Source organism: Cyanobacterium stanieri LEGE 03274, assembly GCF_015207825.1.
Taxonomy (GTDB): Bacteria; Cyanobacteriota; Cyanobacteriia; order Cyanobacteriales; family Cyanobacteriaceae; genus Cyanobacterium; species Cyanobacterium stanieri_B.
Window position 1 is genome coordinate 71,331 of sequence record NZ_JADEWC010000002.1, and the last position, 25,280, is coordinate 96,610.

Below are 25,280 nucleotides of genomic sequence, written 5' to 3' on the forward strand. Positions count from 1 at the left end.
TTAAATTACACTAAAAACCAACACTTCTAAATATTAGAACCGTTCCCTGTTCCCGGTTGCCTTCCTCTCAGATAGTGGTATAGTTTATGGGGTTTGTAATTTAGAAAAACATTAAATAATGGAAGTATTGTTTAGGGAAGTAAATCCTTTTGATTTATGGATTTGGGTGGAATTTGAAACCGTGCCGAAGGAAATGGAAAAACAATATGTTGAGGAGTTGTTTAATTCTTGGTTTTTCCTTGGTAAGTTAGGGGGTTATAATGCCGAAAATTTTCAGGTGCAGGAAGTGGGGGTTGATATTAGTTATATGAATTATGACCCCGATTATGCTGAAAATTCCATGATGTCTTTGATGCACAATATGGGGGAATTTGAGTTTTTGGGTAGTTGGGGGAGATGTTGGTTAGATTTAGGGACTACGGATTTGGTAGCCCTTGATATTTTAATTAATTCTTTGGGGGAACTTTCTAAAGATTACGTTACCATTAACCAATTAATTATTGGGGGTGAAAATTCTGATTGGCCTGTGGAAACTAACCCCGATGATAAATTTATGGAAGAATAACTATTAGGTATTAAACTTTTCTTTCCATTTTTTGATTAACCAACTCGAAAAAGCTCCTAAAAATAAAATGCCGATGGCTGGGTTAAAGAGCGGTTGCCATAATTTGTACCAGATTTCCCATCCTAGGGCTATACCCATGGATTTACCGATAAGGGCGATCGCAAACCAGCCAAAACCAATGATGACTAAGAAAACATCAGCAATTAAAAAACGGTCTAACCAAAGTAAAAACTTCTCTCGCATTAATGCACAAACCAATAACTAAAGTTAACAAAAATCAATAGTATAGTTTTAAAAAACTTAAATATTTAATCTTAAAAATAGAACTAAGTATAGGTCAAATTCAGTTATAATTAACCTGAGTCCATCATAAACGCAAAAGGGACACAAAGTATAGCAAAAAATTTACTATACTCAGGTTTTTTGCTGTTTTCAAGAGTAAAAAAATTCGGATTATCGCAATAAAACTAAAAACCACCATATTGATGAAAGAATGTCTAAAGTTATTATAATAGTCAATGCCCAAGTAGAGCAGGGGAAAATAGTTCCTTCCGCGCCTATTGCCCAAAAAATGGCAACGGCATTGACCAAAGGAATAATGACAAGTTCCCCCAATACTGAAGTAAAAATTATGGGTGCGGCGGATTTGTGGTCGAAATCTGTTACTTTAGCTAATCCGAGTTCAGAATTAATTTACTGCCCCCTGACCATCAAATTACCAGAATGGTTCAATTTTAAGGCCTACAATGTTTATAAAGCCTGTTACGAAGTGGATAAAAGAAGAAAATGGGTTGAACAACATTTTAACTATCGTACCAGCACGGATCATCTTTGGTTGGGGGATTTATGGCTACCGATTATCTACACGGCTAAAGGCATCGTTTATGGTGAAGTGATTGGAGAAGGGGGGATTCCTAACTCCTATGAACAACCTTATGACTTGGGTGACAATTTACGTCAACCTTTATATCGTCTTGCCCATGATTTATTGGAGTCGGTGAAGGCTACCCCCGCAGTCTATTTAATGCAGTTTAGAATGGTTGATGAAAATATTATTTTCGATCGCCTCTGGCCTTTTCCTGCAACCCCTGCTATCGCATCTATTAATGTACAAAATCCCGATCTTTACACTTGCCATTGGCATTGTTTGAGAAATTATCCTTTTACTGATATAAGAATTCCTCCCTCGTCACAACTTATCCTTAATTAACTTGGTGTGGCTCATTATATATATAATTTCTCATCAAAATAATACTTATTGATTGTTGACATGGTGGGTTTTCATGTAACTTAATAACCAATTTGCCATGGTGGCGCGACGGGTTTCGAGGGGGCTAAATTCGCCAATTTTATAGCCTTTAAATCCTAAGTCTTCTTTGAGAAGTTGTTTATTGTCCTTTGGAATGGAGCGAGTTAGTTTGACATTGGGGGGACGATGGGCGATAAAATCAGGGGGTTGGGGATATTCTGTGCGCCACGATTCTTCTACTTCTGAGTTATCCCATGTGTGGATTTCTTGATTATATTTGTAGCCTAAGTAATGCCATATTAATTCGTTGCAGGTGCGATCGTCGATTTTTTTGTTTAAAATATCCCAGATGGTTTCTTTTGTTAATGGTGGTAGCATGTATAATTACTTTTTTCCCAAAAAAGTGGCGTTCTATAACTTAATTATCTCATTAATTAGGGAATAGGGAACCGGGAACAATAATAATATTTTAATATCTAAATTTCGGCGTTGGTGAATTAAGGTATGATTTCTTGTTGAGGAAGGGAACAGGGAACGGGGAATAGGGAACAGTTATAATATTTAGAAGTCTTAGTTTTTTGTGTAATTCAATAATGTTTCATGCTCAAAATCAGCAATGCCTAAATTTATAGTGTCGTTCAATTATATTTCATACCGTGATTAAGCAACATCCATAGGAATAATTAAATACTAGCAAAACCATGGAAAAATAGAAAAAAATTGATAGCACCTTTAAAGATCAAATGTTTTGTAAAATAGAAAGATAGTTAATTTTTATTTACAAAGTAGAAAGAGATAAAGTAAATGGGTAATGAAAATATAGTGCTTTTATCCTCCCGAGAAATTGATAAAATGCGTCAGGCGGGAAAACTAGCGGCACAATTATTAGAACATTTAGGGAAAATGGTGAAACCGGGGGTTAGTACCCACGAAATTAACCAAGAAGCCGAAAAATGGACAAAAGCTAAGGGCGCTGTCAGCGCCCCTTTAGGCTACGGAAACCCCCCTTTTCCTGCGTCAATCTGTACCAGTGTTAATGAAGTAATTTGCCATGGTATTCCTAGTAAAAATCAAATTCTTAAGGATGGGGATATTATCAATATAGATGTAACTCCAAAATTAGATGGCTACCATGGGGATACATCAAAAACATTTTTTGTGGGTAATCCTTCCCCCCGCACTAAAAAATTAGTAGAAGTTACTGAAGAATGTTTATATCGTGGTATCAATGCCGTCAAACCCAATGGGCGAATTGGTGACATTGGGGCGGCTATCCAAGAATATGCGGAAAGTTGTGGTTTCTCTGTGGTGCGTAATTTTGTGGGCCATGGTATCGGTAGGGTGTTTCATACTGCCCCCCAAGTGCCTCATTATGGCAAAAAAGGTACGGGGAAAAAGATTCGCCCTGGGATGGTATTCACCATCGAGCCGATGATTAATGAGGGTACATGGGAATCAGATATATTAGATGATAATTGGACAGCGGTAACAAAGGATCGTAAGTTATCGGCACAGTTTGAACATACCATTGCGGTAACTAAAGAGGGGGTAGAAATTTTAACGGTGGATAAATAAAGGTGTTTTGTATAAAGTCTTTGGGTTTAAATTAGCTAAATCCCATTGACGAGCGCACCTTACACCCAATTATATGAACTGATGTTACGCAAAAAAGATAATTAGTTCTTGGTTTGAGGTGTTAGGTATCGGGTATCAGGTTCAAAAATTTAGAATGACTCTACATTAATTAGGGGGCATTAACATTAGAAGGGGTTTAAGATGTTTGCCACAACCCTATTACGTCCATTTTGTTTAGCGGTGTATAAGGCTTTATCGGCGTTTTTAACTAAGTCTTCGGGGGAATAGTGGGATGAGGGAATTACTGTGGAAATTCCAAGGCTAAGGGTAATAGATTGACTAATTTCGGATTTTTGGTGAAGGAGATTAGCTAATTCTACTTCTTTTTTGATGGTGTTAGCGACGACTAATGCTCCTTGGGAGGGGGTATTGGGTAAGATGATGGCAAATTCTTCTCCTCCGTATCGGGCTAAAAAATCCGATGACCTTTTGACAATAGTATCCATAATACTAGCTACTTTTTTCAGGCATTTATCTCCTTCCTGATGACCGTAATAATCGTTGTAGGGTTTAAAGTAGTCTATGTCACACAGTATTAATGATAATGGTTTTTGGGTGCGATCGCACCGATGCCACTCATTTTTGAGCCGAAAATCAAAACTTTGTCGATTATAAACTTGAGTTAAACTATCAATGGTGGCTAGTCTATTTAATTTTAATTCAAGGTTTTTTCGCTCGGTAATATCTCGAATGGTAATGGAAAAACCATCCCCTAATTTAACGGCAGTAATATGAAACCAACTTTTTTTCCTATTATGAACTAATCGAATATCTTTTTTAAGAATAATATTTTTCTCTACCACATCAATAAAATATTTTAAAATACCAATTTTTTTATCATCAATAAAATCCTTAAAAACTAACTTATCAATTAATTGATCAACTTTTAGATTAAATAAATTAGCCGTAATCTGATTAACTAAAACACACCGAAAATCTTTTATTTCCCCTGTTTTATCATTTCTGACCGCCTCAAGAGCCGCAATACCATCAAGGGAAGAATTAAGGATACTAAAAATAAATGCCCTTGATTGAGATAGAATAAGTTCAGTTTCTTTTCTTTGTTTAATTTCGTCCTCTAATTTTTTTTGTTTAATTTCTAATAATCTTTTATCTTTTTCTAGTAATCTTTTTTGAGTCTGAATCGTTAATTGACTACTAATTCTGGCTAAAACTTCTTCTTCCTGAAAAGGTTTAGTAATGTAATCTACAGCCCCTATTTCAAAAGCCTTTATTTTATCAAAAACATCATTTAAAGCACTGATAAAAATAATCGGAATATTTTTGGTAAGCGGATTAGATTTCAACTTTTGACATACTTCGTAACCGTGCATAGTCGGCATTAAAATATCAAGTAAAATTAAATCAGGCGGATTTGAAATAGCCGCCATTATGGCAGTTTCTCCGTCTTGAGCTTTTTTTACCTTGTATTTTTTGCCCTTTAACATACTAGCTAATACCCTTAGATTAGCAGGTTGATCATCGACAATCAATATACTTCCAATTAAATCATTTTCCGTTGATAGTTCATCGAAAGTCATTTTTTTAAGGGTATCAATAGTAATTTATTTTAGTTTATTTTTTCAATCAATTTTCTGATTTGTGATAGTTGAAAATTATCCACAAGATAAACCAATTTTTGAGCAATAAAATTCAAATTTTGGGGAATTTCTGTGATTAATTCTAAAACTAAATCATCATCCAAGTCAACCACGGCTTGATATAATTTACGTAACCAATTAGAAGGCATTTTTTGTAATTCTTCAACGGTTAAGGCTTCAGGAAACTTTGACAATAAAGAAGTTTTTTCTTCCTCATAAATATATTCAATACCTAAATGTTTTGCCATAACATCAAAGATAACAGATTCCCGAAAAGGTTTTCTGACAAAATCGTCACATCCTGCAGACATTACAATGGCTTTTTCTTCTTCTAATACACTAGCGGTAAGGGCAATCACCGCCGTCGGATTCCTCCCCATTTTTTTTATATACTTAGTCGCCTCATAGCCATCCATCACAGGCATACGCATATCCATCCAAATCAGATGGGGTTTCCATTGTTGCCAAAGTGCGATCGCCTCTTTACCGTTAACAGCTTCTTTCAATTCAAACCCTAAAGGTTGTAGTAATTTTAGCAACAAAAGTCGGTTCATAGGGCGATCGTCAACCACCAAAATACGATAAGAAATTTGCTCTTTTTTTAAAGCAATAACCTTTTTGGTATGATAAGTTTCCGAGATTTCAACCTCATTAAAACTAATCAACTTAGCCAATATATCAAAACTAAAAATAGTCCCCTTACCCAACACACTTTGAAGACTAATATCACCACCCATTAACTGAACAAACTTACGACTAATAGAAAGTCCTAACCCAGTTCCTTCCTGACTTTTTCTACCCACTTCCGTTTGAATAAAAGCATCAAAAACCTTATCTGTTTCCTCTTTAGCAATACCAATTCCAGAATCTTCAATAGAAAAAGTTAGCCTTAAATTAGGATAATATTTATAACTAATATCATCATAATAAATCGACTGATTTACTTTATCAATATCTACAGACTTTACCCTAATTTCAACTCCCCCTTCCTCAGTAAATTTAATCCCATTATTAATAATATTAATTAAAACCTGACGTAACTTAGTTTCATCCGTGCGAATATATCTAGGCACATCCCCACTAATATTAAAAACTAACCGTAAATTTTTGCCCTCCGCCTTTAAATGTAATAAATCATCAACCTCATCAAATAAATTATACAAATCAATATTTTTTAGATTGAGCATCATCTTTCCCGCCTCAATCTTCGATAAATCCAACACATTATTAATCAGATTTAACAAATAATTACCACTACGATTAATAATACTAATATTCTCCAACTGCTCAGAATCCAACCTTTTAGAGCGCATCATAATTTGTGAAAACCCCAAAATAGCATTCATCGGGGTACGTAATTCATGACTCATATTAGCCAGAAAAATACTCTTAGTCTTATTAGCAACCTCCGCCTTTTCCTTCGCATGGGCTAACTCCAAATTATTAGCTTGTAACTGATGAGTAGATTTTTCCAAATTATCCATCAACTGATTATAACGAAACGCAATATGCCCCACCTCCGTAAAGGGCTCAACAGGCACTCTCAAACTAAGATCTTGAGTCTGGGTTTGTTGATCTATAATCCTCATAAGATCATAAACCTCAGTTTTTGCCTGATGCTCAGAAACATTCAAACCAGTAATCTCCTCCTCTAAGGATACCCGTAAAGGAAAAATACGATTAATACTTGAGAGAATCAGCCAACTAACCCCAAAAGCCCAAACAAAACATACCAGCGCCCCTAACAACTGCACCCAAAATTGATTAAAAGCCGATAACCCCGTATTCAACAACTCAGGCTTACCAAAAAAAGCAACCGCCACAACCCCCCAAACTCCTGCCCCCCCATGCACCGCCACCGCATCCACCGCATCATCGATGTGATAATATTCCAAACAACCCTTAATAATCACCATCAAAATACCTCCTACCGCCCCAATAATCACAGCTTCAGAAGTAGAAACAATATGACAAGAAGCCGTAATGGCAACCAATCCTGCAATGGCACCATTCATCAAAGACTCTACCTGAGGAATCTTTTCCCGATACCATGTAAAAATACAACTACTAATCATTCCAGCAACCCCCCCCATGAGAGTATTAACCAAAATGAGTGCTACCTGATTATTAAAAACTAATATACTACCCCCATTAAAACCAAACCAAGCAATCCACAATAACATTACCCCCAACACCGAAAGAGGTAAATTAGCCCCATGGATTTTATTCTTCTTACCATCTTGATTAAAACGCCCCGCCCGAGGCCCTATAATTAATAAAGTAGCTAATCCTACCCATGCCCCAATACCGTGGACGACACTACAACCCGCAAAATCTACATAACCTAATCTCCCTAACCATCCTGTCATCCCATCAAAATCCAACCCATTCCATACCCAATGACCAAAAAAAGGATAAATTAATCCTGAAACCAGAATGGCCACTATAATATAAGAATCAAATCTTAATCTTTCCGCTACAGCCCCAGAAACAATAGTAGTGGCAGTGCTACAAAACATAGCTTGGAAAAGGAAAAAAGCTCCCAATTCCATATCTGTATCTACATTTAAGAAAAAATTTTCTGTGCCCACTAAACCAAACAAGGAATCACCAAACATAACGCCATAACCAAAACACCAAAAAAGGGCAACGGAAATTCCAAAGTCGGCGAGGTTTTTAACTGCTACGTTAATGTTATTTTTTGAGCGGGTTAATCCTGATTCTAGGCACATAAATCCGGGTTGCATCAGGAATACTAAACCTGCACATATCAACAACCATTGTAAATCTGTCATGGGGAAGATTATTAAATCATAGGAATAATAAAAATATTATAATTAAGTTAGTAGATATTAGGTTAATATCAAGTTTGCTCAATTATTTCCTAACCATTGATGGTAATTTATTAAATGGTGGATAATTAATCAAGATTAGATTTTTTGATATATATATCACTATATTTTTTTTGCTATGTAAACACCATAACTATAATAGTTTTTATATTTTTTATATAGTGCGATTTCCTTTTTTTCTGCCTCAACTATAGCTTGTGCTTCCTGACTATGATGATTACGTTTAAGAAAATCTTCAAAACTATTTTCCATGGGCTGATAATAATTATCTAACCAACAATTTTCGGGTAAAACAAAATAACTTATAGGGGAATAACCATTTTTTTCTAAAATATTCATTTTTGAAGAGACCGTATCGATTTCAGAATATTCTTGCTGCCAATATTGATTAATTTCTGATGGACGAGAATTAGTTATCCAAGTTATTTCGGAAACAACCAATAAACCGCCTATTTTTAAGTAAGGATACCAATCTTTGATTCCTTTTCTAAAACCCATATTATAGATTGCACCTTCTGACCAAATAATATCATATTCTTCTATGGCAAAGGGTAAATTTTCCATGGCACAACAAAGGGTAGTTATTTTTTCTGATAATCCTGATTGTTTTGCTTGATTTTCTAACACTTTCAAAAAGTCGGGAAGAAAATCTACTGCCGTAATGGTAGCTAATGGTAAAATATCAGCTAACAATAGGGATAAAACCCCTGTGCCACAACCTATATCAGCAATTTTCAATGGTTGAGATTTATCTACCATGGTTAGGTTTAAAGCCTTTTTTGACTCAATTTCTCCTCCAGGCCCTTGTCTGATTTGATTTTTATGTAGGTCTATTAATAGTTGATAATCTTCCATTATTTTAATACATTTTTTTTGATAATTTTAACTTTTTTGGTAGAGTCTTTATGCTCTAAATACTATCTTGATATTAGTTATTTTTTTAGTACATTTGAGTATATTGATCATTAATAATAAAACTCTGTTTAACATTATTCGTAATAGTAGTAATTATAAATAAAATAAGTGAAGTGAGAGAAATTCCCATAAAAAAACTTAAAACTAAGCCTTTAATAAATTGTTTTTTAGAAATATAATTACCGTTGAATTCTGCTGATAAGATACTATATTCAGGATAAATATTGATAATTTTTGCAAGAATTTCTTCAGAGTTTTGGAATCTATCATTAGGATTTTTGGCTAGACATTTGAGGATAATATTATTCAGTATTAAAGGAATTTTTTCACAATCAATTTGTTGATTAGGTGGAATAGGTAATTTAAGATTATGAACCCCTAACCAACCTTTAGTAACCAATAAATCATCATAGTCGGTAAACGGTTTATTTCCTGTGATAATTTCATAAAATATTAGACCTAAATTATAAATATCACTTCTCGCATCTAACTCTGTTACTCCGTAAATATGTTCAGGGGAAATATAATAAGGACTTGCAAAATAATCATTCATTTTAGTTAATCTTATAACACTCATACTATCGACTTTTCGGGCGATACCAAAATCAAGAATTTTGACAATATGTTTGTTATTAAGGGTAGGAATTAAAAAAATATTATCGGGCTTTAAATCTCGATGAATAACCCCCTGATTGTGAGCAATTCTTAATCCTGCTAAAATTTGAGTAATTATACAAAGAGATTCTTGGAGGGATATTTTTTGAGTTTTTATTAGGTAGTCACTTAGGGTTTCTCCTTGTAAATATTCCATCACAAAGAAGGGAATATCATAACTTTTGCCATGTTCTTTTAGTTGATAAATACCTTGGTCTAAAATATTAACAATGTTAGGATGATTTAAACTAGATAATAATTTAATTTCTCGTCTGAAACGGTCAATAATTTCTTGTTTATTATCAGCTTCTAGGCATTCTTTATCTAAGAATTTTACTACCACAAAATCATCTTCAATGGTTTCTGATTCATTAACACAAAGGTATATATTACCCATACCGCCTTTAGCAATGAATTTGACAATTAAATATTCTTCATTTTCGCCACATCTTTCACCGATAAAAGGATCCGTATTTTTTTTTCTTTTGTATGTATCGATGGTAATATCATCAATCATGGTAGAATCTTCGGCAGGTTCTATTTTAGTAATGAATGATTGATTTTCTATTGTTGTTTTGATCTCAATTTTTGTTTTTTCATCTGATTGAATATTTGTTTTTTGGTTATAATTTTCCGACATTTTTTATTTGCGAAATTGAGTGAATAAATCGATAAGGGCGATCGCACTTTGAGGGCGTTTATTATAATCAAACTGAGTCAAAAAATTAATAATTTCCACCAAAGAAGGGGAAATACCAGCGGTTTCCAAGCCAACAAAACGATTTAAAACAGGATTAAAAAACTTCGTGGGAGACTTACGAGTCAAAAGATAAATTAAAGTAGTACCCACCGCATAAAAATCCGACTGTATAAAAGATAAACCTTTTTTCTGTTCAGGGGAACTAAAACCAGCCGTTGCGATGCGAGTGCCTGGTTTTAGGGTAACTTCCTTTACCGCCCCAAAATCAATTAAAACAATTTCTTCGGGATTATGACGTAAAATCAGATTACTAGGCTTAATATCTCGATGAATTACAGGTTTAGGTAGATTATGTAAATAATCAAGAATTTTCGCTAATTGAAGCATCCAACCCACCGCTTCCCTTTCACTATGGGGATTCAACATTTGTAAACTCTCCCCATAAATCATCTCCATAATCAGAGAATAATAATTTTTAGAAGCAAAAAAATCATAAAATTGAGGAACACCATGATGACTAAGACTCTTTAAAACCCTAGCTTCTCGCTGAAAAAGTTCCCTTGCCTTTGCCATAGAAGATAAATCAGAATCAATCTCCTTTAACACACATAACTTTTCCATGGCATAGTTATAAACTAAATAGGTGGTACTCATGCCCCCCTCTGCCAAAACCCTTAAAACTTCGTAGCGATTACCACTTTCAGGATTTACAATAACTCCCTTTCCCTTGAGTAAATGACCATCAAGACGACAAAAATTAATACAAGGAGGATTTGGGCGACAACAATCAACCATCTTAAAAGGACTGTTTTAACTCGATTATAATCATATCTTACAATAAGCCTTCCCCCATATTTCGTTCCCGTGAATATTTGTAAATGAAAAGCGCACATAACGATTATAGGTAGCACACTAGAAGAAGCGAATGGATACCCACACGGAGACAATTTTCTATGAAACTAGCTTACTGGATGTATGCAGGACCAGCGCACATCGGCACTCTACGAATTGCCAGTTCTTTTAAAAATGTTCATGCTATAATGCACGCACCCCTTGGAGACGATTACTTTAACGTCATGCGCTCCATGTTAGAAAGGGAAAGAAACTTTACCCCCGTTACCACCAGTGTAGTCGATCGCAACGTACTTGCTCGGGGTTCACAGGAAAAAGTAATTGATAATATTGTACGTAAAGACGGAGAAGAAAACCCCGACTTAATTGTTTTAACCCCTACTTGCACTTCCAGCATTTTACAAGAGGATTTAGAAAACTTTGTTAGTCGGGCGCAACTTAACTCCCAAGGGGATGTCATCCTAGCGGATGTTAACCACTACCGTTATAACGAATTACAAGCCGCCGATCGCACCTTAGCCCAAATCGTCAAATTTTACCTCGAAAAAGGAGCAAAAAAAGGCACTGTTAATCAAGAAAAAACGGCCAATCCTTCCGTAAACATTATTGGCATTTCCACCCTCGGTTTTCACCATAACCACGACTGTCGAGAATTAAAAAAACTCATGGCAGACTTAGGCATCGAAATCAATATGATAATCCCCGACAAAGCCAGTGTACAAGACTTACAAAACTTGCCCCGGGCATGGTTTAACTTTATCCCCTACCGTGAATTAGGCTTGATGGCAGCCGAACATTTACAAAGGGAATACGGAATGCCCTATGTGGATATAACCCCCATGGGAGTAGTGGAAACAGCCCGTTGTATCCGTGAAATAGCCAAGGTGATAAACCAACAGGGAGGCAATGTAGATTATGAAGAATTTATCGAACATCAAACCATGGAAGTGTCGGAAGCCGCTTGGTTTTCGCGCTCTATCGATTGTCAAAATTTGACAGGAAAAAAAGCTGTGGTATTTGGAGATAATACCCACGCCGTGGCAATGACTAAAATTTTGGTACGGGAAATGGGCATCAATGTGGTGTTAGCTGGTACTTATTGTAAGTATGATGAAGCATGGTTTAGAAAAGAACTTGAGCCATTTTGTGATAATATTTTAATCAGTGAAGATAATGGAGAGATTGCCAATGCGATCGCCAAATTAGAACCCTCTGCCATCTTCGGAACACAGATGGAACGCCATGTAGGTAAGCGTTTGGGCATTCCCTGCGGTGTCATTGCCGCCCCTATCCATATCCAAAACTTCCCCATCGGTTATAAACCCTTCTTGGGTTATGAAGGTACAAATCAAATTACCGATTTAGTATATAATTCTTTTACCCTTGGTATGGAAGATCATCTTTTAGAAATATTTGGTGGTCATGATACTAAAGAAGTTATTACCAAAGGTATTTCCGCAGACTCCGATTTAAATTGGACAAAAGAAGCCCAAGCCGAATTAAATAAAGTACCAGGTTTTGTCCGTGGTAAGGTAAAACGTAATACCGAAAAGTTTGCTAGGGAAAGAAATTTTGACCAAATTACCCTCGAAGTCATGTACGCTGCTAAAGAATCTGTAGGCGCATAAACTTTAATTCGTGATTATTAATTAATCTTGCGCCCCTAAGTGGGAATGGCTTCCCCCGGGCGTAGTTTTGCCCATTTATTTTTTTCCTCACTAAAACTATCACAACCAACCACATCCCATTCCATTTCTATGTAATCTTCTTGGGGGCGGATATTAACATTGATGGAGGGATTGTTTGGCTCAAAACTAGGATTTTCCGTTAAATGGGGTTGCTCATGTTGAGTTTCTACGGCATGATAAGTATTGCAACGGTCAACATAGTAACAGTTTATACAGATACACATAGGCTTTTTCTCCGACTGTCTCTATTTGCTAATGTAGCTTAATTTTGATAAGGTTGGTTTTTATTATTAATGTTTATTGCTGATTTTTTAACACAGGTATTGCCCTTTGATTTAGGTTTATTGCCCCCCGATGCTTTTTTGGTGGGGGGGGTGGTGAGAGACACTTTGTTGCACAGGAGAAGGGATTATATTGATTTAGATTTTGTTTTGCCTAAAAATGCGGTTAAGACGGCTAAATTTATTGCCAATAAATATGGGGCTGGGTTTGTGGTTTTAGATGCCCAACGGGAGATTGCTAGGGTGGTTTTTCCTTCTATTACTGTAGATTTTGCTCGGCAGGAGGGAGATTCTTTAATTGATGATTTATATCGTCGTGATTTTTGTCTAAATGCGATCGCCCTTAACCTTTATACTAAAGAAATAGTAGATCCCTTAGAAGGTCAAAAAGACATAGAAAAGGGTATCATCAGAATGGTATCAGAAAAAAACCTCACCGATGACCCCCTCAGAATTTTAAGGGCTTATCGTCAAGCCTGCCAATTAGGATTTAAAATTGCCTCCGAAACCCGTCAGACTTTACAACAACTAGCCCCCCTTCTCCAACAAGTGGCCGCCGAAAGGGTAAAAACCGAATTAGATTATCTTTTACAATCTCACCATGGTTGTTATTGGTTACAACAAGCCTATGAGGATAATATACTATCCTATTGGTTAGAAAATATTAGCCCAGAAAGTATTATTAATTTATCAAAAATAGATCAAACTTTAACTAATCTTCAGCAAAAATATTCTTTATTTAAACAACTATCCCCTGATTTTATAGCCCTAGCTAAATTGTCTTGTTTAGTGATAGATAATTCTACACTAGCCCAAGAAGAATTAATCCATTTAAAATGTTCTAAAAATGAAATTAAAGCCATAACAACTATTATTAAATATTTACCATGTCTATTAGACTTTAACTCAAAAACTACCCTGAGGGAACAATATTTTTTCTTTCTTAATGTGGGAAACATTTTCCCATTAATTGCCATCAGGGCAATATCTTGTAATCCTAATAATAAATTATTAATATATCAATTAATAGATAATTTTTTTGATCAAAATAATCCTATTGCCCATCCTAAATCATTAATAACAGGACATGATTTAGTAAAGGAAATTAATTTAAAACCAAGTCCTTTAATCAAAGAATTATTAACCGAAATACAGGTTGCTTATATAGAAAATAAGATTAGTGATAAACAAGAGGCTCTTAATTTTGCTCGACAATATTGTTTAAATAACCATTAATAAATTATTCATAAATAATTATAAAACTGTAATCTAATATTTGTTACGTGAATCAAAACTAAAACAATTTTAAAGAAAATAATAAGTAAAATATAAAAATTATTCATTTATTTGTCTAAATACTTTTGATTATTATGGTAATTCATTCAGACAATAAAAAACAGGTCTTTAAGAGATTAATTAATAACATGAAACTCTCTTAAATAAAGATCTCAATGGAGAAATAAAAATATTATCTTCCTTGCTATTATGCTTCTGAAACAAGATAATAAAACTCTTATGAGCCAAAAATAATATATATACTATGAGCGTTAAAATAAAATTTTAATATTGATTTTGATAGAGAAAATCAAGGACAATATAACTAGATAAAAATTTATAAAAAAATAAAAGATATGGAAAAATTAACCAAGCTAAAAAAGCTACCCATTAAAACCATTTGGTATGATACCTTAACCATTTTTTGGGGTGAGTGGTTAGATTTACGGGCAAGAATGGCTCAAATTGCCTCCACGGGTTTAATTTCACCGTTAATATATGTGTTAGCCTTCGGTTTAGGGTTAGGTAATACTATTGATAGGGTTAGCACCCCTGCCGTGGGAGATAGTTATTTAGAATTTATTTTACCCGGGATGGTGGCGCTATCCTCCATGACGATTAGCTTTGGGGGTACTACTTTTTCCATATGTGGCGATCGCCTTTTTAGCAAAACCTTTGACGAACTGTTATTATTACCAGTACATCCCCTTGCCCTGCACCTAGGAAAAGTATTAGCAGGAATTGTCAGAGGATTAATGACGGCATTTTCAGTAATTGTAGTGGCAATCCTGTTTACAGGGAAAGTATTTAGTTTTATCAATCCCCTATTTATAGTGATTTTAATCCTTAATTGTGCGGTTTTTGCTGGAATTGGGGTAATAATAGGTTTAAGAGTCAAATCCCTTGAATCTGTGGGGCTATACAACAACTTTTTGATTGTACCCATGTCTTTTTTAGGGGGAACTTTTTTCTCTCCTGATAGTTTACCGTTTTTTCTAAAAGTGATCGTTTATATTTTACCCCTTACCTATACTACCACTGCCCTACGGGCGGCCGCTTATCAACCTATTAATCTTTTTCCTTGGTATAGTATTCCTGTACTACTATTAATGGCGATCGCCCTTTCCTTTGTAGGGGCTTATCAATTTTCTCATCAGCAGGAGTAGGGTAAGCAATGGATTATTAACAATAAACTCTCAAACTATTATCACCCCCACTCCCCATCACCTCTAAGGTGCTAAACGTTCAATAATCCACTGGTTATCTTTTAGAGTGTAGCACAGGCGATCGTGTAAACGGTTTGCCCTCCCTTGCCAAAATTCAATTTTTTGGGGAATAACCCGAAATCCTCCCCAATGGTTAGGGCGTGGCACGGTTTTTCCCTGATATTCCTCCTCGAGGTTTTTTAGGTTGTTATCTAATACCTCACGATTAGGGATTACCTGACTTTGGGGAGATGCCCAAGCACCTAATTTTGAGCCTTGGGGGCGCACATTAAAATATTCATCGGATTCAGCAGGGGTAATTTTTTCTACCTCCCCTTCTACCCTTACTTGTCTTTCTAATTCTCCCCACCAAAACACAAGGGAAGCATAGGGATTAGCGGTTAAATCTTGCCCTTTTTGGCTGTCATAGTTAGTAAAAAAAACAAAACCACGCTCATCCAGATTTTTGAGTAAAACTATTCTGGCGCTGGGTTTACCATCTTTATTGATGGTAGCAATAGTCATGGCGTTAGGCTCTTTTTGTTGAGCGTTGATGGCTTCTTCTAACCAGAGGTGAAATTGTTGGAAGGGATTAGGGAGGATGTCTTTTTCGAGTAATCCTCCTTTAAGGTAGTTTTCCCGTAGGGATGGTAAGTAGTCGATGCCCATGGTTGATTATTTGGTAAATAGTTTAAAGTAAACGGTTTGAGTAAATTCTTTGATGGGAAAGAAAATATAGGTGATGGGGTTGATGGTGACGATGATGTCTCGGAAGTCTCTTTGGGCAAGGCTAACGATTTGTTTGGCTACCCAAGGCGCTGACATTACCCCGATGGGGTTAAGGTTACTTTTAAAAGGGCCTAAAATTAGTTTTCTGATGACGCAGGGGGCGTTGGTGCGTCTTAGGGTGACAATGTCGCCCATGGTGCGTTTACTTAATTCATAAAGGGGGCTAAAGGCTGGGTTTACTTCGGCTTCGGAGGTATTTACCCAGATTTCCTTGGTGGCTTTTTGGCGATTGGTTTGCACTGTTTCCAAGAATAATTCCATCATTTTAATACCTGAAAAGGTGTTAACTTGGTAGGAAGTGGCGATCGCCCCAGGACTTTTATCACCATGAACATTGATACCATGGTTAATAATGAGTATATCAATTTTCTCGAAAAGTTCTTTTAATTCTTCTTCTCTACCCACTGCCCAAGTAAGGGTATTAATGGGGATAGGCTGATTATCTACCATGATAGATAATTCTTGAGGTTTGGAAGTAAGGGCAGTTACCTTTGCCCCTTTTTGATGTAACTGAGTCATCAAAGCCTCCCCCAGAGTGCCACTAGCACCCGTGACGGCAATTTTTTTTCCCTTAAGTGAAAGTGCAGTGCCCATAATTCTATCTACGAGGGTAAGTGTGCCACAAAAATAAGCATCTTGATCGTCGAAATGGTGTCGCCAATGGTAAGTACGATTTACGAATAGGTTACCTGGTAAACTTTGAAATTCTCCTTGACGGTGGGTAACATCGGTGATGGCATCAGCGTAAGGTATGCCCAAGCCCCGGGCGATCGCCCCTAAACTATAGGTTATAGTATAAACACACCCCGTCCATGCCAACCATTGATAATTTTCGGACACTATCCCATTAATGATAACTACTTGGGCAAAAATGACCCCAAAAATAAGCATAACAAGGGATTCTGGTAAATCATTATACCAGTTAGCTTGACGATAGATTTCCTCGCTTTTTACCGACAAATCAGGTTTAAAAATACGATGATGCCAACCGTGGAGACGATACAAAGGTTGCCACACATGGGCAAGGAAATGATACAAATCCCTAACTATTTCCACCACTAAAATGGAAATAAGGGCGATCGCACCTGCTACAATTAAAGAATTATAAAACATTTACACCGACCATATTACAGATAATTTCAAAGTTATATTTTATTACATTTTCCCCTGTAGCATTCAGAAAACATCTAAGTAGCCACCATGATAAATAAACTTGAAGTGGCAATTTTCCAGGGGGCAGTATAGGTTAGGAGGGCTTAACCTCAAGAATAGCTAAAATATAAAGATGTAAAGCCGTTTTTTGACGACGGAATATAGAAACAAAAAAATTTCCTTAATGATTCCCCAAATAGAAAAAATTAGGAACAATATACCTAATGATGTCCGCTTAATCGCAGTGAGCAAAACTATGCCCTCAGAAACGATCAGGATGGCTTATGATGGGGGTATCCGTGACTTTGCAGAAAACAAACTACAAGAAGCCCTAGAAAAACAAGAACAATTAAAAGACTTAGATGATATTTGTTGGCATTTTATTGGGCATCTACAAAGTAACAAAGCAAAAAAAGCCGTCGAATCTTTCCCCTGGATTCATTCCATTGATAGCTTAAAAATTGCCCAAAGGATTAACCGTTTAGCCCAAGAAGCCTTTTCTCAACAAACAATTAAAAACTTACCCCAAGTATGTTTACAGGTGAAAATATTACCCGATGAATCTAAATACGGTTGGAATGTGGAACAATTATGGCAGGATGTGGAAGCTATTAAACAACTTGATTCGTTGCGATTACGAGGTTTAATGGCAATTTTACCCCTAGGATTATCAAAGGATGAAACCCTACAGGCTTTTAAGGATGTCAAAAGTTTAGCTGATGAATTAAAACCCCATTTTGGCTCAGATTTTGATCAATTATCCATGGGAATGTCGGGGGATTATCCCTTAGCCATTGAAGCCGGGGCCACCATGATTCGTTTGGGTACTATTCTTTTTGGTAAACGTTCCACCGTTGCGCTACGGTGATGGGGCGTGTGGGGGTATTTACTCTAAAAATTTTTTGTTGAAAGCAGGGAATAGGCAATGGGCAAAATAATTAATTATCCATTATCCATTCTCAATTATTAACACCTGTAACCTAGATGTTAAAATACAGTAATTAACCTTAATCTTTCTTTACAAAGAATCGATGATGATTGCTCAACAAGAATACGCTCAACGCCGTGAATTGTTAATGTCGAAAATGGGGAAAGGAGTTGCGGTTTTTCGTAGCGCCCCCATGGCGGTAATGCACAATGATGTGGAATATGTTTATCGTCAAGATAGCGACTTTTTCTATTTGACGGGGTTTAATGAGCCTGAGGCGGTGGCAATTTTAGCCCCTAACCACGATGAGCATCGTTTTATTTTATTTGTACAACCGAAGGATTTAGCTAAGGAAATTTGGACGGGTTATCGTGCTGGGGTAGAAGGTGCGAAGGAAAATTATGGGGCGGATGCGGTTTTTTCCATTGAGCAATTGGATGAGAAGTTATCGCAATATTTGGTTACGGGCGATCGCATTTACTATCATTTAGGAAGGGATCAAGAATTTAACCAAAAAATCCTTAACCATTGGCAAAAGTTGGTGGGGAGTTATCCCCGTAATGGTTATGGCCCGAGGGCGCTAGAAGATTCTAACTATATTTTGCACCCCTTGCGCATGGTTAAAAGTGCCACGGAAATTGAAATGTTACGCAAAGCCGCTTCTATCTCCGCCAAAGCCCATATCAAAGCCCAAGAATTTGCCACCCCAGGTCGTTATGAGTATGAAGTTCAAGGGGAAATTGAATATATTTTTAAATCCCTTGGTTGTGAAGGCCCTGCCTATCCTTCCATCGTTGCTTCGGGGGCTAATGCCTGTGTATTACACTACATTGAAAATAATCGCCGTATGGAGGAAGGAGATTTATTACTCATCGATGCAGGGGCCAGTTTTGGCTACTATAACGGTGATATTACCCGCACTTTTCCTGTTTCTGGAAATTTTACCCCCGAGCAAAAAGCCATCTATGATTTAGTCTTAGAAGCACAACTAAAGGCGATCGCACAGGTACAACCGGGAAACACCTACAACCAATACCATGACACCGCCGTAGAAGTATTAGTAGAAGGCCTAAAAGAACTAAAACTGCTACAAGGAGACACCGAAGAAATCATCAAAGAGAAAAAATATCAACCCTTCTATATGCACCGCACAGGGCATTGGTTAGGCTTAGATGTCCATGATGTAGGTAACTATAAACTAGATAAAGTCACCTGGCAAACCCTCCAAGCAGGAAACGTCCTCACCGTCGAACCAGGCATCTATATCTCCCCCTACATTACCCCCGCCGAAGGACAACCCGAAATTCCCGACCATTGGAAAGGTATTGGCGTAAGAATTGAAGATGATGTATTAGTTACCAAAACAGGCAACGAAATTTTAACCTCCGCCGTAAGCAAATAATATCAAGGTCTGGGGATCATTGATTAATTATAAAATATCGGTATTCTCCATTGCCCATTGCCCGGTTGATAAGCGTAGTCGAATCAGCCTATTCCCTGCCCCCATGAGAAAATTTTATTAATAACCCCCCCAGTGAATTGGGGGATTTAGGGGGCAAACCCACCGTTTAGATCATAATTTATCTTAAAATTAACACCATCAGCTCAATCAAAAAAAGTATAAACAAATCCTTCTTAAGTAATATACCTATCGGTTAATTTAAAATAGAGATGATTAGCCTATCAATCTACAACTATAAACCTTGAAAAACTGTTCCCCGTTCCCTATTCCCTGTTCCCCGCCCTAATTAATATATTATTACAACGGGATTTAGTATAAACAAATCATTGAAAAAAATAAAAAAATAAATTATAGTTTAGAATCCTTGAAAAATAATAGGTTTTAATCCCTGAAGTAAACGACTCTTAACATTAATCTTTATAACAATCAGGTTAATATTGGTTACTTTTTCTAATTACTTGGTATAAAAAGTTACAAAACAAAATCAAGAGAATACTTAGGATAATACCCTTGAGAAGGATTTTTCACAGAAAATTATTAGGAGAATTTATTAATGGCTAAAACCCCCCAAGAAGTCTTACAAATGATCAAAGACAATGGGATCAAAATGATCGATCTCAAATTCATCGATCTACCCGGCACATGGCAACACTGCACATTTTATTATGATCAAATAGACGAAACCGCCTTCACCGACGGTGTACCCTTTGACGGTTCCAGTATTCGTGGTTGGAAAGCCATTAATGACTCCGATATGGCCATGGTACCCGATCCAAACACCGCATGGATCGATCCTTTTTACAAAGAACCTACCCTGAGCATGATTTGCCGTATCAAAGAACCTCGCACGGGGGAATGGTACTCCAGAGATCCTCGCAGTATTGCTTACAAAGCCTTGGATTACCTTGCTTCCACTGGTTTGGGTGATACCGCTTACTTTGGGCCTGAAGCAGAATTTTTCCTCTTTGACGACGTTAGATTTGACCAAACCGAAAATAAAGGTTACTACTATGTAGATAGCGTAGAAGGGCGCTGGAACTCTGGTAGGGAAGAAGAAGGGGGCAACTTAGGTTATAAACCAGGTTACAAACAGGGATATTTCCCCGTAGCACCTACCGACACCATGCAAGACATTCGTACCGAAATGTTATTAACCATGGCTGATTGTGGTGTACCCATCGAAAAACACCATCACGAAGTGGCCACTGGGGGACAAAATGAATTAGGTTTCAAATTTGGTACTTTAGTAGAAGCGGCTGACCATTTGATGACCTATAAATATGTTATCAAGAACGTAGCCAAAAAATATGGTAAGAGTGCCACTTTCATGCCCAAACCTTTATTTAATGATAATGGTTCTGGGATGCACACCCACCAATCTATCTGGAATGAGGGCAAACCCTTATTTGCAGGGGATCAATATGCAGGATTGAGCGAAATGGCTCTCTACTACATCGGTGGTATCCTCAAACACGCTCCCGCTTTACTTGCTTTTACTAACCCCACCACCAACTCTTATAAACGTCTTGTACCGGGTTTTGAAGCCCCTGTAAACTTGGCTTATTCCCAAGGAAACCGCTCTGCTTCTGTGCGTATTCCTTTATCAGGAGATAACCCCAAAGCCAAGCGTTTAGAATTCCGTTGTCCTGACGCTACCAGTAACCCTTATCTTGCTTTTGCGGCGATGCTTTGTGCAGGGATTGATGGTATCAAGAATAAAATTCACCCTGGAGAGCCTTTGGATGTGGATATTTATGATTTATCCCCCGAGGAGTTGAGTAAAATTCCTTCCACTCCTGCATCTTTAGAAGGTGCGCTCGAAGCCTTGGAAAAAGATCATGCTTTCTTGATTGATAGTGGTGTATTCACCATGGAATTTATCGAAAATTGGATCGAGTACAAATTAGATAATGAGGTTAACCCCTTACGTCTTCGTCCTCACCCCTATGAGTTCGCTTTATACTATGATGTATAAGCTATCTTGATCATAAAAATATTTTGTTGACGGGGTTTAACCCTCTTGTTCAATTTTGAAATTATGTTAGGGCGTAATGTTATGTTACGTCCTTTTTTGACAGGTTACAGGTCGTAGTTTATTAATTATCCATTGTTTCATTGCAATACTAAAAATGGCGTTGGTGAATTAAGGTATGATTTTTAGTTTAGTTTGGCAATAGGGAATGGGCAATAGTAATAATAGTTTTAATACTATACATTTACTGTAATTTCATAATGCTTCATACTCAAAATCAGCAATACCCTAAAAATTGTATCCTTAACTCAGCTTAAAATATACCTTATATAAAATCTAACTATCCATTAACCCCTTAGAAACTAATAATCGCTCTCTTTTCTTCCGAGCGATTTCCTGTAAATTAATAGTTTTATCCGTTTCATCCACAATATCCCCTGTCAACACCTCCAACACATCCTCTAAGGAAACAACCCCCGCAACCCCTCCATATTCATCAATTACCACCACTAAATGTTGTCTGATATTCTGGAATTTTTTGAGCAAATAATCAGCCCTCATGGTTTCAGGAACAAAATTTGCCGGGCGCGCTAACTGGGCAATGGTTTGATCTTTTTTACCCTCAATAATTGCCGTCAAAAGCTCTTGTTTTAAAGCCGTACCGATGACATTATCAATGGTGTCATCAATGATTAAAATGCGGGTATGTTCTGAATTAATAATAAAATCTTGGCATTCTCCTAGTGTTAAATCTCCTTTAACGTAAGTCAATAAAATTCGAGGAGTCATTAAATCCGATGCCGATAAATCATTGAGATGAAAAACTCGATGTATCATTTCCGCTTCATCAGGTTCGATTACTCCTTCTGTTTTACCGATGCGGGTTAAAAATCTGATTTCTGTTTCGTTGGTGGTGGGTAAAACCTGCCCTTTTGTTAAGGGTTGAGTAACTTTTTCTAATACCCAAACAATGGGGGTGAGAATGAAGGTAATGTATTTGACAGGTATGGCTAAAGATAGGGATAATGGTTCAGCATATCTTTGTCCTAGGGTTTTAGGTAAGATTTCCCCAAAGATAATGATGAGGAAGGTTAAAAGTCCTGAAAATAAACCTAACCATTTATCGCCTAGTTCTTGGGTTACGGTGCCACCGATAATGATACTACCGACAATATTAAAAATATTGTTTAAGATTACTATACTAGCGATAGGACGGTTAATTTTTTGTTTAATTTTTAATAGGGCTAGGGCAGGGGCTTTTTTTGATTGGGCCCATTGTTTTACCCTAATTTCGGATACGGATAATAATACTGTTTCAGTAAGGGAACAAAATGCCGACCCTAGTAAGACTATGACAACAACGAGTAGGAGAGTCAGCATTGATTAAACTTTTGTTTCTAATGATTTTAAATACTCTGTATTTACCCCTGATTCCCTTGTGAGAGCAATTTTCCCTGTGCGAGAAATTTCTTTGATGCCAAATTTACTTACCATGGAAATGATGGCTACCATTTTGCCCGGATCTCCTACTACTTCTAGGGTTAAGCTATCTTCTGCTATATCTACTACTCTGGCTCTAAATACTTGGGCAACTTGTAGTAGTTCACCTCTGTTGGCGCTGTTGGTGCTAACTTTGACTAACATTAATTCTCTTTCTACACAGGGAATTTTGGTTATGTCAGTAACTTTGATGACGTTGATTAATTTGTGGAGTTGTTTGGTTAGTTGTTCGATGGTGTCGTCATCTCCCGGCACTACCATGATAATTCTTGATACTCCGACTTGTTCGGTGGGGCCTACTGCTAGACTTTCTATGTTAAAACCACGTCTGGCAAATAATCCTGCTATTCTGGTTAATACTCCTGCTTCATCTTCTACTAGGACAGAAATGGTATGCTTCATTATTGATGTTGATAATTCTTGACAATAAACGACACTTTTAGTTGTTTGACAGGTTGTTATTTTATATGTCCTGACATCCCTATTATTTTACCTTAAATGCTTTTTAAATGCTTTAAGGCGATGGGATTTTAGTTGGGGCATAGGGGCCCGGGGCAGATACATAATACGTCGGGGGGGCAGTCAACATTTTTTCTTTGATGGGCTTGATGCCATTCTTCTATTAGGTTTGTGGCTTCTGGGTAGTGTGAATTGTGGGGGGGAATTTGTTGGGCAGTGGCGATCGCCCCTTGATAATCTTCTAGGTTGGCTTGTTGTTTGGCATACTCAAGACGACATTCGCCGATGTATTGCTCAAGAAGATGGGGCGCAATATTTTTTGCTCTGGGAGACTGGGTTAATTGAATACAATTTTTAAAGTTTTGATTGACTTTCGAGGTTTCTAATTGGGCGATGGTAGCTTCTACACGACGACTATCATAATAAAAAAAACCTCCCCCCAACATACCCACTAAGAAAAATAGTAAAAAAGCGATACTCCAAGGGCGAGGAGAAGTAATGGTTTTGAGTATGGGGGGATTTTGAGTGAGGGTAAGGGGTTGATGGTGGTAATGAACATCTACCACGTCTTTGGGTATGGGGTTGACTTCCGTATTTTTGAGGGTTTCTCGCCAACGGATATATTTTTCAAGATCTTGTAATACGATGTCTGCGGAGTGATAGCGCTTGGTATAGTCAGCGCGTACCATTTGGGTTAAAATATCCCCTAAATAGGAATGAATATCGGCATATGGTCGCCAGATAATTTCTCCGCTTTGTTCATCTTCTTTAAAACTAATGGGATTTTTCCCGGTAAGGGCTTGAATGGCGATAATTCCTAAGCTGTAGATGTCGCTGTTTTTACGAGGTTTTCCCCTTGCTTGTTCGCTGGGCATATAGCCGTGAGTGCCAATGGCAACGGTAGGATTAATAATGTGGCTTTGTTCGACATTAAAATTTTTTACTGCCCCAAAGTCAATTAAAACTATTTCTTGACTATCTTGACGACGAATAAAATTATCGGGTTTTATGTCTCGATGGATTACTCCCCGACGGTGGATATAATCAAGGATTTGTAGCCCTTGTTCTAAAAAATTTAGTATTTTTGTTTCGCTCCAGGGGCGATCGCCCTTTAGTTCAAATTTAATCGTTTCCCCTCTAATATACTCCTGCACCAAAAAACAATCCTCACCATCATCATAAAAATCAATCAGACGGGGAATTTGAGGATGATCGAGCTTTTCTAAAATCTTCATTTCTTCAAAAAATAAACGCTTGACAACGTCCGCATTTTCAAGATCAGAATGAAGTTGTTTAACCACACACTCCCGATTACTTTCCTTATCCTTTGCTAAATAAACTACCCCAAATCCACCCTCTCCCAATTTATTGAGAAGCTGATAACGGGAATTAAGAATAACCGCATTATTACTCATTTTAAGACGCTCAAAAATCTTCCATTAGTTGTAGCATAGGAGGAAAAAGACTTAAACTATCAATATTATAGCCTTTCTAGTTATTGCTTATAGTACCCAAAATTTTTCTATCAATATCTAATCTAATTTTT

22 protein-coding genes are annotated in these 25,280 nt (G+C 36.9%); 9 read left to right on the forward strand and 13 right to left on the reverse strand.

Annotated features, from left to right (window positions below; genetic code table 11):
* Window positions 1–118 precede the first annotated feature (118 nt).
* Window positions 119–565 carry a DUF3531 family protein gene (locus tag IQ215_RS01335; protein WP_193799523.1) on the forward strand — a complete coding sequence of 149 codons (447 nt, stop codon included), beginning with the start codon at window positions 119–121 and terminating at the stop codon, window positions 563–565.
* Between the two features lie 3 nt (window positions 566–568).
* Here IQ215_RS01335 and IQ215_RS01340 read toward each other — a convergent pair whose 3' ends face one another.
* Entirely contained in the window at window positions 569–808 is a 240-nt protein-coding gene (locus IQ215_RS01340; protein ID WP_193799524.1) for a hypothetical protein, read from the reverse strand.
* 250 nt (window positions 809–1,058) lie between these two features.
* On the opposite strand from IQ215_RS01340, the gene IQ215_RS01345 reads away from it, so the two are divergent.
* The gene (locus IQ215_RS01345) at window positions 1,059–1,775 is read left to right on the forward strand and encodes a hypothetical protein (RefSeq protein WP_193799525.1); all 717 of its coding nucleotides are present in this window, start codon (window positions 1,059–1,061) and stop codon (window positions 1,773–1,775) included.
* Between the two features lie 45 nt (window positions 1,776–1,820).
* Here IQ215_RS01345 and IQ215_RS01350 read toward each other — a convergent pair whose 3' ends face one another.
* Window positions 1,821–2,192, reverse strand: a complete 372-nt coding sequence (locus IQ215_RS01350; protein ID WP_193799526.1) for a DUF1823 family protein — start codon at window positions 2,190–2,192, stop codon at window positions 1,821–1,823.
* A gap of 426 nt (window positions 2,193–2,618) precedes the next feature.
* On the opposite strand from IQ215_RS01350, the gene map reads away from it, so the two are divergent.
* A complete protein-coding gene (gene map / locus IQ215_RS01355) occupies window positions 2,619–3,389 on the forward strand; it encodes a type I methionyl aminopeptidase (RefSeq protein WP_193799527.1) in 771 nt (256 codons plus the stop codon).
* Between the two features lie 185 nt (window positions 3,390–3,574).
* On the opposite strand, the gene IQ215_RS01360 is transcribed toward map, so the two are convergent.
* From IQ215_RS01360 to IQ215_RS01380, 5 genes are all read right to left on the reverse strand, one after another.
* Window positions 3,575–4,990, reverse strand: coding sequence for a diguanylate cyclase (locus tag IQ215_RS01360; protein WP_193799528.1), 1,416 nt, complete (start codon window positions 4,988–4,990; stop codon window positions 3,575–3,577).
* A gap of 29 nt (window positions 4,991–5,019) precedes the next feature.
* On the reverse strand, window positions 5,020–7,845 hold the full coding sequence (gene amt / locus IQ215_RS01365; protein WP_193799529.1) for an ammonium transporter: 2,826 nt from the start codon (window positions 7,843–7,845) through the stop codon (window positions 5,020–5,022).
* 159 nt (window positions 7,846–8,004) lie between these two features.
* On the reverse strand, window positions 8,005–8,757 hold the full coding sequence (locus IQ215_RS01370) for a class I SAM-dependent methyltransferase (RefSeq protein WP_193799530.1): 753 nt from the start codon (window positions 8,755–8,757) through the stop codon (window positions 8,005–8,007).
* Window positions 8,758–8,842: 85 nt separating this feature from the next.
* Window positions 8,843–10,111 carry a serine/threonine-protein kinase gene (locus IQ215_RS01375; RefSeq protein WP_193799531.1) on the reverse strand — a complete coding sequence of 423 codons (1,269 nt, stop codon included), beginning with the start codon at window positions 10,109–10,111 and terminating at the stop codon, window positions 8,843–8,845.
* Window positions 10,112–10,114: 3 nt separating this feature from the next.
* Window positions 10,115–10,966: a serine/threonine protein kinase gene (locus IQ215_RS01380; protein WP_193799532.1), complete on the reverse strand. Its 852-nt coding sequence runs from the start codon at window positions 10,964–10,966 to the stop codon at window positions 10,115–10,117.
* A gap of 158 nt (window positions 10,967–11,124) precedes the next feature.
* Between IQ215_RS01380 and bchB the strand changes: the two genes are divergently transcribed.
* Window positions 11,125–12,651, forward strand: coding sequence for a ferredoxin:protochlorophyllide reductase (ATP-dependent) subunit B (bchB, locus tag IQ215_RS01385; RefSeq protein ID WP_193799533.1), 1,527 nt, complete (start codon window positions 11,125–11,127; stop codon window positions 12,649–12,651).
* Window positions 12,652–12,686: 35 nt separating this feature from the next.
* On the opposite strand, the gene IQ215_RS01390 is transcribed toward bchB, so the two are convergent.
* On the reverse strand, window positions 12,687–12,935 hold the full coding sequence (locus IQ215_RS01390) for a Ycf34 family protein (RefSeq protein ID WP_193799534.1): 249 nt from the start codon (window positions 12,933–12,935) through the stop codon (window positions 12,687–12,689).
* 69 nt (window positions 12,936–13,004) lie between these two features.
* On the opposite strand from IQ215_RS01390, the gene IQ215_RS01395 reads away from it, so the two are divergent.
* Both IQ215_RS01395 and IQ215_RS01400 read left to right on the forward strand, forming a co-directional pair.
* Entirely contained in the window at window positions 13,005–14,228 is a 1,224-nt protein-coding gene (locus tag IQ215_RS01395; RefSeq protein WP_193799535.1) for a CCA tRNA nucleotidyltransferase, read from the forward strand.
* Window positions 14,229–14,623: 395 nt separating this feature from the next.
* Window positions 14,624–15,433, forward strand: a complete 810-nt coding sequence (locus IQ215_RS01400; RefSeq protein ID WP_193799536.1) for an ABC transporter permease — start codon at window positions 14,624–14,626, stop codon at window positions 15,431–15,433.
* A gap of 63 nt (window positions 15,434–15,496) precedes the next feature.
* Here IQ215_RS01400 and pdxH read toward each other — a convergent pair whose 3' ends face one another.
* The gene (gene pdxH / locus IQ215_RS01405) at window positions 15,497–16,141 is read right to left on the reverse strand and encodes a pyridoxamine 5'-phosphate oxidase (protein WP_193799537.1); all 645 of its coding nucleotides are present in this window, start codon (window positions 16,139–16,141) and stop codon (window positions 15,497–15,499) included.
* 6 nt (window positions 16,142–16,147) lie between these two features.
* A complete protein-coding gene (locus tag IQ215_RS01410; RefSeq protein ID WP_193799538.1) occupies window positions 16,148–17,374 on the reverse strand; it encodes a bifunctional sterol desaturase/short chain dehydrogenase in 1,227 nt (408 codons plus the stop codon).
* A gap of 223 nt (window positions 17,375–17,597) precedes the next feature.
* On the opposite strand from IQ215_RS01410, the gene IQ215_RS01415 reads away from it, so the two are divergent.
* The 3 genes from IQ215_RS01415 to glnA all read left to right on the forward strand — a co-directional run bounded on the left by IQ215_RS01415 (window position 17,598) and on the right by glnA (window position 21,778).
* Window positions 17,598–18,281 (forward strand): YggS family pyridoxal phosphate-dependent enzyme, encoded by a 684-nt coding sequence (locus IQ215_RS01415; protein WP_193799621.1) that lies wholly within the window; start codon window positions 17,598–17,600, stop codon window positions 18,279–18,281.
* Between the two features lie 163 nt (window positions 18,282–18,444).
* Window positions 18,445–19,743, forward strand: coding sequence for an aminopeptidase P N-terminal domain-containing protein (locus tag IQ215_RS01420; RefSeq protein WP_193799539.1), 1,299 nt, complete (start codon window positions 18,445–18,447; stop codon window positions 19,741–19,743).
* Between the two features lie 613 nt (window positions 19,744–20,356).
* Window positions 20,357–21,778, forward strand: coding sequence for a type I glutamate--ammonia ligase (gene glnA / locus IQ215_RS01425; protein ID WP_193799540.1), 1,422 nt, complete (start codon window positions 20,357–20,359; stop codon window positions 21,776–21,778).
* 333 nt (window positions 21,779–22,111) lie between these two features.
* Here the strand turns inward: glnA and IQ215_RS01430 are convergent, their stop codons facing one another.
* The 3 genes from IQ215_RS01430 to IQ215_RS01440 form a co-directional block, all read right to left on the reverse strand.
* Window positions 22,112–23,155: a hemolysin family protein gene (locus tag IQ215_RS01430; protein WP_193799541.1), complete on the reverse strand. Its 1,044-nt coding sequence runs from the start codon at window positions 23,153–23,155 to the stop codon at window positions 22,112–22,114.
* Window positions 23,156–23,158: 3 nt separating this feature from the next.
* Window positions 23,159–23,677 (reverse strand): acetolactate synthase small subunit, encoded by a 519-nt coding sequence (gene ilvN / locus IQ215_RS01435; RefSeq protein WP_193799542.1) that lies wholly within the window; start codon window positions 23,675–23,677, stop codon window positions 23,159–23,161.
* A gap of 128 nt (window positions 23,678–23,805) precedes the next feature.
* Window positions 23,806–25,149 (reverse strand): serine/threonine protein kinase, encoded by a 1,344-nt coding sequence (locus IQ215_RS01440; protein WP_193799543.1) that lies wholly within the window; start codon window positions 25,147–25,149, stop codon window positions 23,806–23,808.
* Window positions 25,150–25,280: the final 131 nt, after the last annotated feature.

Coding starts and splice junctions, on each gene's coding strand:
- ilvN (WP_193799542.1), bottom strand. CDS start 23,677: ATGAAGCATACCATTTCTGTCCTAGTAGAAGATGAAGCAGGAGTATTA.
- IQ215_RS01335 (WP_193799523.1), top strand. CDS start 119: ATGGAAGTATTGTTTAGGGAAGTAAATCCTTTTGATTTATGGATTTGG.
- bchB (WP_193799533.1), top strand. CDS start 11,125: ATGAAACTAGCTTACTGGATGTATGCAGGACCAGCGCACATCGGCACT.
- amt (WP_193799529.1), bottom strand. CDS start 7,845: ATGACAGATTTACAATGGTTGTTGATATGTGCAGGTTTAGTATTCCTG.
- IQ215_RS01375 (WP_193799531.1), bottom strand. CDS start 10,111: ATGTCGGAAAATTATAACCAAAAAACAAATATTCAATCAGATGAAAAA.
- IQ215_RS01420 (WP_193799539.1), top strand. CDS start 18,445: ATGATGATTGCTCAACAAGAATACGCTCAACGCCGTGAATTGTTAATG.
- glnA (WP_193799540.1), top strand. CDS start 20,357: ATGGCTAAAACCCCCCAAGAAGTCTTACAAATGATCAAAGACAATGGG.
- IQ215_RS01345 (WP_193799525.1), top strand. CDS start 1,059: ATGTCTAAAGTTATTATAATAGTCAATGCCCAAGTAGAGCAGGGGAAA.
- IQ215_RS01360 (WP_193799528.1), bottom strand. CDS start 4,990: ATGACTTTCGATGAACTATCAACGGAAAATGATTTAATTGGAAGTATA.
- IQ215_RS01440 (WP_193799543.1), bottom strand. CDS start 25,149: ATGAGTAATAATGCGGTTATTCTTAATTCCCGTTATCAGCTTCTCAAT.
- pdxH (WP_193799537.1), bottom strand. CDS start 16,141: ATGGGCATCGACTACTTACCATCCCTACGGGAAAACTACCTTAAAGGA.
- IQ215_RS01400 (WP_193799536.1), top strand. CDS start 14,624: ATGGAAAAATTAACCAAGCTAAAAAAGCTACCCATTAAAACCATTTGG.
- IQ215_RS01395 (WP_193799535.1), top strand. CDS start 13,005: ATGTTTATTGCTGATTTTTTAACACAGGTATTGCCCTTTGATTTAGGT.
- IQ215_RS01390 (WP_193799534.1), bottom strand. CDS start 12,935: ATGTGTATCTGTATAAACTGTTACTATGTTGACCGTTGCAATACTTAT.
- IQ215_RS01350 (WP_193799526.1), bottom strand. CDS start 2,192: ATGCTACCACCATTAACAAAAGAAACCATCTGGGATATTTTAAACAAA.
- IQ215_RS01340 (WP_193799524.1), bottom strand. CDS start 808: ATGCGAGAGAAGTTTTTACTTTGGTTAGACCGTTTTTTAATTGCTGAT.
- IQ215_RS01380 (WP_193799532.1), bottom strand. CDS start 10,966: ATGGTTGATTGTTGTCGCCCAAATCCTCCTTGTATTAATTTTTGTCGT.
- IQ215_RS01370 (WP_193799530.1), bottom strand. CDS start 8,757: ATGGAAGATTATCAACTATTAATAGACCTACATAAAAATCAAATCAGA.
- IQ215_RS01410 (WP_193799538.1), bottom strand. CDS start 17,374: ATGTTTTATAATTCTTTAATTGTAGCAGGTGCGATCGCCCTTATTTCC.
- IQ215_RS01415 (WP_193799621.1), top strand. CDS start 17,598: ATGATTCCCCAAATAGAAAAAATTAGGAACAATATACCTAATGATGTC.
- IQ215_RS01430 (WP_193799541.1), bottom strand. CDS start 23,155: ATGCTGACTCTCCTACTCGTTGTTGTCATAGTCTTACTAGGGTCGGCA.
- map (WP_193799527.1), top strand. CDS start 2,619: ATGGGTAATGAAAATATAGTGCTTTTATCCTCCCGAGAAATTGATAAA.